The sequence below is a fragment of the Kitasatospora sp. NPDC059817 genome (assembly GCF_042731835.1).
GTDB lineage: Bacteria > Actinomycetota > Actinomycetes > Streptomycetales > Streptomycetaceae > Kitasatospora.
Genome location: NZ_JBHWIR010000252.1, coordinates 1 through 7,931 on the forward strand (window position 1 = coordinate 1; position 7,931 = coordinate 7,931).

At 70.2% G+C, this 7,931-nt stretch carries 6 protein-coding genes; 2 read left to right on the plus strand and 4 right to left on the minus strand.

What is annotated here, in order from left to right:
• Positions 1-90: 90 nt before the first annotated feature.
• Positions 91-885 (minus strand): cytochrome c biogenesis CcdA family protein, encoded by a 795-nt coding sequence (locus ACFV61_RS32375; RefSeq protein ID WP_380495542.1) that lies wholly within the window; start codon positions 883-885, stop codon positions 91-93.
• 287 nt (positions 886-1,172) lie between these two features.
• On the opposite strand from ACFV61_RS32375, the gene ACFV61_RS32380 reads away from it, so the two are divergent.
• Entirely contained in the window at positions 1,173-1,895 is a 723-nt protein-coding gene (locus ACFV61_RS32380; protein WP_380495544.1) for a hypothetical protein, read from the plus strand.
• 631 nt (positions 1,896-2,526) lie between these two features.
• Here the strand turns inward: ACFV61_RS32380 and ACFV61_RS32385 are convergent.
• Complete coding sequence (locus tag ACFV61_RS32385) at positions 2,527-3,438, minus strand: aminoglycoside phosphotransferase family protein (RefSeq protein WP_380495546.1); 912 nt, start codon at positions 3,436-3,438, stop codon at positions 2,527-2,529.
• Positions 3,439-3,872: 434 nt separating this feature from the next.
• Between ACFV61_RS32385 and ACFV61_RS32390 the strand changes: the two genes are divergently transcribed.
• Positions 3,873-4,295 carry a hypothetical protein gene (locus ACFV61_RS32390; RefSeq protein WP_380434389.1) on the plus strand — a complete coding sequence of 141 codons (423 nt, stop codon included), beginning with the start codon at positions 3,873-3,875 and terminating at the stop codon, positions 4,293-4,295.
• A 2,512-nt stretch (positions 4,296-6,807) separates the two neighbouring features.
• Here ACFV61_RS32390 and ACFV61_RS32395 read toward each other — a convergent pair.
• Together ACFV61_RS32395 and ACFV61_RS32400 are read right to left on the minus strand one after the other, a co-directional pair.
• Positions 6,808-7,242 (minus strand): hypothetical protein, encoded by a 435-nt coding sequence (locus tag ACFV61_RS32395; RefSeq protein WP_380495548.1) that lies wholly within the window; start codon positions 7,240-7,242, stop codon positions 6,808-6,810.
• A complete protein-coding gene (locus ACFV61_RS32400; protein ID WP_380495550.1) occupies positions 7,218-7,877 on the minus strand; it encodes a hypothetical protein in 660 nt (219 codons plus the stop codon). Before ACFV61_RS32400 ends, ACFV61_RS32395 begins: the two co-directional genes overlap by 25 nt.
• Positions 7,878-7,931 lie beyond the last annotated feature (54 nt).

Sequence of the window (7,931 nt, forward strand, 5' to 3'; positions counted from 1 at the left end):
CGTCATCCGTCAGAACCACTTCGACCGTCGGCCGACCCATACGCGCCATGAGCCCAGCATACTTCTATAGCTTTCCTAAGACTCAGGACACTAGATGGACACGAGTCCGGACTGATCGAAGTTGCTTGCCCATTCCCTGATGATTCCGATCATCTGGTCCCAAGCTCCTGTCAGCAACAGGACTCCTACGACGACCAGCATGCCGCCGCCCAGCCTCATGACCAAGAGGTAATGCCGTTTCACCCAGCCGAATGCTCCGAGTGCGCCACGGAAGGCGACTGCCGTCACCAGAAAGGGAAGGCCCAGGCCTACGCAGTAGGCGGCGCTGAGCAGGGCTCCCCGTCCGGCGCTCGCCTGTTCCATGGCGAGCACCTGTACTGCGCTGAGTGTCGGTCCCAGGCATGGTGTCCATCCCACGCCGAAGACCACGCCGAGCACGGGGGCTCCGATCAAACCGACAATCGGCCGTCGGTGCAATCTGAACTCGCGCTGAGCAAATTTCGGCAGCAAGCCGGCGAACGTCAATCCCATGAGGATTGCAAAAGCTCCGGACACTTGTTGAATAATACGCTGATGCTGCTGGAGGAAATATCCGAACGATCCAAATAATGCTCCTGCGGATACGAACACGATCGTGAATCCTGCAACGAAGAGGGTGGCGCCGAGTAGAACTCGGCCGCGTTTTCTACCCTCGGCGTCGGCAAGGTCCGCAGCAGAGAATCCAGTGACATAGGACAAGTAGCCTGGAACGAGAGGGAGGACGCAAGGAGAAAGGAACGACACAAGGCCTCCGAGCATCGCCACCGGGATTGCGAGGAATAGAGCACCGGTGAAGATGGTCTGACTCCCGTCGAAAGCCAGAACGACTCGCGCTGTCTCGCTCACGACGCCACCGCGATCACGGCAAAACGCACCTTTTGTCGAAAGGCGGACAACGAGACGAGCGCGTGAGGGCGCTGAATCAGAGTGCAGCACATGAAACAAAGCCTCTCACGGTGGTGGACGGGGCTTGAATGCAGGGGCGACCGACCGTACTTGGCCAGGGCCAGGGCAGCGGTGTGCACCTCTCCACTCACTCCCGTGGCCTGCCGGTCAGACCCCACGCCTCGTCGACCGGGACAGCCGGCTTCTGGTGCCCGCCGCCTGCGCGGCGGATGGAGGTATACCGGGAGATGAGCGAGGCCGACGACTGCGTGATCGGCGGCACCCTGCGCCACTGGTGGCTGCGCGCGCAGCTCTACCGAAACCCAGAGGGCGACCGCATCCACGCCGCCGTCCGGGCTGGCACCACCCCCGGCACCTCCGTGGCGCGGGCGGCAGCGGGACCGCGGCGGCGCGGGGCGGCACCGACCTGGTGGCCGCCGTCGACGCACTGGCGCGTGGCCTGCTTGGATACAGGTGTGAACAGCGGCAGCCATCAGGAATCGGGCCTCTCGAAGAGCGTCTGGAGCGATACCGACTTCGAGGAGATGGGCTGGCACGACGCCACCGTCCACGGCCTGTACGTGCAGCAGACGCAAGACGTCCTGCCCCGGCTTCTGCTCGACCTCGACTACATCGTCCGCTGGGTCCACCCGGTCCGGCCGGCAAAGAACTTCTCCTTCTGGATCGCCCCCGCGACGCTCGTCTTCGAAGAGGTCTGGGACCTTGAGGGCGACCTCGGTTTCAAGGGCATGCATCCGGAGCTGGAGATCGACTCGGTGCACCGGCTGGCGCCGGACGACGGCAGGCAGGACTGGCCGCAATGGCACGTCGAAGGCCACTCGTTCGACCTGAGGTTCCGCGCGTCGGGCTTCCGTCAGTACTTCCGCGATACCCCGCGCCTCACGTCGGTCCAGGCCCTGTCCGCAACCGAGCGCGGAGGCTGCTGCTTCACCGAGGTTGGTTTCGGCTGAGCAGGTTCGGTCTCGCGTCCTCGACCGGGAGCGGGTGACACCACTCGGCAGTACGCCACAGGCCCCGTCCCGAACCCGGTCTGGCCTGAGTTCAACTCCCGGCCGGTGGCGCCCGAAGTGAACCGCCGATTACGGTCGCCACCGCTGACCGGCTTCGGACCGTCGGCGAGCGGCTGAGCGTCCTGCCCGCCCGCCTGTCGGCCAGGGCGGAGGTGCCGTCGCCGGCCCACGCACCCCCACGGCGCCGCGCTCGGACTCGGACTCGGACTCGGACTCGGACTCGACTGACGCTGGGGCGGCCGGCGGCCCTGACACCGGCCATGGGGCCCCTGGCCACCGGTGTGTGACCGCCACGGCGGCCGGGCTCTGAACCCCGGTGGCACGGGTCCGGACGGTGAAGAGGGGGATGTCCACCGCCCTGACCGCGTTCCCGACCACCGGTCCTCTTCTCACCCCGATCCGCCCCCGCAAACCACCGCACCCGGATTCCCGCGGGCCCGTCCGACAGGCCTGCCGGTCCACGGCGCCCGGTTCACGGCGCCCGGTTCACGGCGCCCGGTTCACGGCGCCCGGTCTCGGCTGACGCCGACCGTTACCGTTCCGCGCGACGGGGCAAGGGGCGGGGTGGGGGTCAGGTGAGTGCTTCCACGAGGTGGGCGCAGCGCGCCGGGTCCTCGGTGAAGCCGGCGCGCAGGCCCCACATCCAGTACTCGGCGGCTCGCAGCAGTGCCCATTTGCGGGCGCGGTCGGGGTCGAGGTCCGCGGCGTCGGCCAGGGCGTCGATGCCCCACTGGACGCGGGAGGGGCCGAGTTCGTCGAACCGGCTCCACAGCAGGGGTGCGACCTGGTATTCGAGGACGCCGCGCACGATCAGCGGGTCGACGACGGACCAGTGCCCGTCGGGGGTGCGCAGGACCTGGTCGTAGTGGAGGTCGTTGTTGACCAGGATGGTGTAGTCGTCGTGGGACAGTTCCTCGGCCAGGTCCAGTGCGCGGTCGAGTGCGCGTCGGGGCATCGGGCGGCCCAGGTCCTCCCACTGGCCGGCGAGTTCCCGCCGGTGGCCCGCGGCGATGTCTGCGGTCGTACGCAGGCCGTGGGGTGGCTCGACGGCCAGCCGCCGTAGCAGTATCCCGATCACGGGGACCGCCTGTGTCAGTGGTACGTCCCGGAGCGGGCGGGTGTGGTCCAGGCGTTGCAGCAGCATGACGCCCGCCGTGGTGTCGGTGTCGAGCAGGCGGACCGCGCCGTGGCCGTTCCACAGGCGCAGGGCGAGTACCTGTTCCTGCATCTGCTGGTCGGGCCACGTGACTTTCAGGGCCAGCGGCTCGCCGACCCGGCGGACCGGCACGACGAGGCTGTTGTAGCCGTGCATGGGCGGCCCGTCGACCTTCAGGTCCCAGCGCTCGCACCAATGGGCGACGGTGTCCGGCAGCGCCATCAGCCACCGGCGGCCCGCCTCGCCCTCATGCTGCCAGCGGCCGAAGGCCCGAAGGGACTCGGGTACCTGCGTCAGGCCGTGTTGTTTCGGACTCCCGGAAGTCACAGCGTCTCCATCCAACATCTCCGCTACGGCCTGGTTCCAGGCCTCGTCGTCGCACCGTTCCTCCCCGATCCCGCAGTACGGCGCGGCGCGTCCGCAGGGGCGGTCGAGCCGACAGGAGATCCTATGCAACGGCTCCCCGGATGCCCTTGCGTGTCCTGGCAGTTCACGCCGAGTGCCGGAGAACCCCGTACGGATTCAGGACGGGTGCACCTGCGCAGAGGCACTGCGCCACCCGTAAGCCGCATCCACGACCTCACGGGACAGAACACCTGACACCGACCATCCCACGGCCCGGACGGGCGGCCGCCGAGAAACAGTCCCCGACCGTCCCACGGCCCGGGCAGGCAGCCGCCGGGCGGGGTTGTGCAACAGGTCGTCAACAGGTTTCCGTGAAACGGCCACGCGACCGTGGCCCGTGGGCGGATCATGTTCGGGTGCCGATCATCCCGAACCCGCCCCCGTCCCCGCCCGCCAGGCCCCCCTCCTGGGAAGACCGGCTGGAGGCCTGGGTCGGGATATGCGCCGCCCGACTCTCCTTGTGGGGCCACGACTTCACCGACGGAGCATGGCCCGACACCGAAGACCTCGCCGTCCTCCTCGCCCGGACCGTGCACGAAGTCGCCGACATCCCCTCGATGCGGCCGGCCCACCACGCCCTGACCGCCGCACTCGCCCGCGTCCACGCCGCCGAACGCTGGCTCCGCCCCTACAACGCGGCCTCTCCCTCCATGGCCTGCCACCACCTGCGCCAGGCCGCCGAACACCTCCACACCGCCCACCGCCACCTCACCGACACCGCACCCCAAGGCCGCCCCAGCCTCCCACCCCGACGGGGCCCCACTTCCCCAAGCCCCTGACCACACCAACAACCCGGCAACCCGCCGACGGACCATCAACCCGGCCACAACAGGACGACGGGACGACAGCGCGGCGGCGGCAGGGCGGCACGGCGGCGACGACGGCCGACAGGAGAACCCCGACAACAGGCCACGGGCGACGGCGGCGCCGAAGAAAGCAGCAGCCGGGACGCCGTCACCCCCCGAGGCGCAACAGAACAGGACGACCGACGCCGGCCACGCCGGGGCACCGCAGGGATGGAACATCACCACGCTCTTGAGCCCGCGGCCGGCATGCCGTTAGGGTCGCCACGCGCCATCTCACGAACTGGATCTCCGGAAAAGTCTTCATGCCTCGCAGGTCACCGGGCGAGATAAGGTCCCACCTGCCGCAGCGCTTCCCCCGCGACCGACCCGCAGTCGTCCGCAGGCCCCCCGTCATCCCAGGGCTCTCGGCCAGCGCCAATCGCCAGATCGCCCGGTTCGAGCAGGCCTACGGACTACACCCTGGCACTGTCGCTCACGCATTCGGGAGCTGGGCCCGAACCGGTCGGCGCCCGCGTCGCGACCTGGCGCCGTGGTACGGATACGACGATACGGACCTGCGGAGCGGGTACTACCACGTCAGAACCCTGCTGGAACGGGCCGTCCGGGCCCTGCAAACCCGGGCCCGCCGAGAACTGCGCAGAGAACTCGGGCCTCTCGACGAACGCATCCTCGCCCGGACAGTCAACGACCCGTTCGCACCACATGGCCTTCCCTGGTGGAAACGACGGATCGAGATATGACAAGAGGAGAACACGGACGGGCACCGGGCCACCGGCCACCCCGGCCCGCACCACCGAAAACCCGCAGGTCACACCCCCTGGTCCCCCACGGAACCGCCTGCCTCATAAGCCACCGACGCTGGTCGAACGAGGGAGCAACACCCAGAGGAACCGGTGAAGTCAGAGGGGGGCCGGGCGATTCGGAGGAGGACTGGGCAAAGCCGCGGGAGAGGCGATCGCCGCCCCGCACGCGATGCGGGCACGGCCGGGCAGGCCACGCGCCACAGGCGCCCCTGAGGTAGCGGCATCGGCGCGCGGAACGGGAAATCTTCCTGTCGCGGATGGCTTTGAGGGGTTGTCCGTATGGGAGCGCGCCGAAGAATTTCCTGCCAGGCGGCGCTGACGAGGCCTGATACCCACTGCTACCGGCAACCCGGGAACGGGGGTGACCATGACACGATCCACCCGCACACCCGGCACTCCACCAGCACGCACTGGCCCTCACACGGACTCCGAACCCGGACGGTGACGGCGGACCTGAGCAACCACGCCCCGGGACGGCGGCGAGCGAGCACGGCGGAGCGGCCCCGACCGACGACGCGTCAGACACCGAGCGCGGGCCGCCGAGGAGACGGTGGGGTCATCGGTGATCCCCGAGCCACCGCGGTCCCGCCGCCGTCGGCGAACCGGACCCGGCACCCACACGGGACGCCGGCGGGCCCGGACGGCCCGCTGGCAGGAGGGGGTGCCCAACACCCCAGACGCCCCTGGAAGAGACTGGTGTTGTCCTGGAAGGAGATCTGGGGGACGAACCCGGACTCGCCGGCGCCGTCCTCGCCGACCGGTTACGCAAGGCCGAAGAACAGGCCCAGCCGTCCGGGCATTGGGTGCTGTGGCGCCGGCCGCACCAGAACTCGGCGGCCAGGTCGCCGACCTGGGCGGCCCGGTTTGTTCAGCGTCGTCGCGCCGGCGCCGGTGAGGACCAGCGCCACTGGCGGGTAGCCGTCGCGGGCGTGCCCGGGGTAGGCCCGGCGCCACCAGTGGACCATCCGCTCGCAGGCCTCCTCCTCAACCGGCTCTGTTCACGAGAACGGGCAGCATTTCGACGTCGGTTCCGGAGGCGGTAGGCGGTAGGCGGTGACAACCTCGCCGGAATGTTCACGAGCCCCAGGAGCACCTGGGCTTGCTGGGCGTTCCCCGTTGACCAAGGGCGCGGGGCCGGTGTGGGCCAGCAGCTGGGCGGGAGCGCGCCGTACTGGGCTATGGATGTACCCGCCACCAGCGGTCCGCCTCAGCACGAGCCACTTCGACGTCGTACTGCCTCGCGTCGAAGTGGAGCTCCGGCGGAGGGTAGGGCACAGGGGTGTTCGCCTCCCACGGAACCTCCCAGTCCGACCACTGCACGATCTCCCCGGAGCGCTGCACGACCACGGTCAGGAAGCCGCAGCAGCCACCGCTGCACTCCGGTTCCCCCAGCTCCACACGGCGCACCTCGCCGGTCGCCCGGACAAGACCGGGGCTGCGGCCAGCAGCACATCAACCGCGTACGGTCCGCGGCCGCCTTCGCGCACCGCCTCTTCGACCACGTCCTCGCCGTTGACCCAGAGCCGCAACTGGGCAGCGAACCGAGGTCCCACCGACAACAACCCTGATCTCCAGATGATCGAACATCAGATCACCCCAGGGGGCGGGCTGACGTCGACGCGCGGCTCAGCCGACGCCTGCCCATATGCGCCCAGGGGCGGCCCGAGCGCAGGCCACCCCTTTCACCGCTGCTCTGCCTTCCCAGGCGGGCGGGGAGCGCCAGGGCGACGCAGTGGCGAATACCCGGGTCCGGGTGAGCGGCGTGAGCCAGGACGGCCGGGAGCCCGGCCGTCCTGGCGGACGTAGAAGAGGCCGAAAGCCCGGCTCCAGCCGATCAGGTCCCAGCCGGGGCCAAGCAGCGCGGTGGCGTTGCGGATCAGGTCGTACCGGCCCAGGCCGCGCAGGTACAGCTCCGGTGGCGGGCGCAGCAGGTCGGCGCCGTGCTGGCGCGGCAGTGCGGCCGGTGAGGCGGTCCCGACCGGCTCGGGGGCGGGCTGCCCGTGGTCCTGGTGCTGGTCGGCGGCTTCGGTTTCGCCTCGCGAGGCGAATGGGGCCGGCTCCTGGCCGTCGTCGAGGCCGGGGATGGGGGCGTTCAGGTCGAAGGCGGGGATTTCCACAGGTCGATCCGCTCCAGCATCCTGCGGTGGCGGCGCTCGTCCTCGGTGAGGTCGGGCCGGCGTGCCTTGTCGCGGATCTTCTGGCCGATCGAGTAGGCGCGGTGGCTGTAGCCGGGCAGCCGCAGCGCCAGTTCCTCGAAGGCTGCGACTGGGTCGCCGGTGGCGGTCTCCTCCAGGAAGGCGGCGAGCTTGCGGCGCAGCGTGTCGGCGATGCCGAGGAGGTAGCGGCCATCTTCTCCCCGGCGGGCGAGGTCGTCGTCGTCCTGGATGGCGGCCGCGGGTGCAGCGGGGGTAGCGGGTGCAGCGCTGCCGCGGTGCGGCTGCGGGGCCGGGTGCAGCGGACTCGTCTGCTGCTGCTTCGCGGGCCTTGGCCTTGGCGCGGTCGGCCTTGCTGCGGCATGAGCGGGGGCAGTACTGCTTCGGGCGCCCGGTGGGGCTCTTTGGTGCCGGGTTGGAGCAGCCGGGGCGGGCGCACTGCGGGGCCTGGCCCGCGTCGTCGGCCAGTTGGTCGGTGGCGGCGGTCGGCGGGGCGCTGTCCGTTCCGGGATCGTGGCCGCCGAGGTGAGCCGCGTTACCCGGGATGGGCCCCCGGACGGCCCCCAGGCGGCTCCGGACCGGCCCCACGGCGGGGCCACGGGGCCGGCGGGATGGCGGGGGACGGGCGTGGGGCGCGCCCATCACCGCGCCCG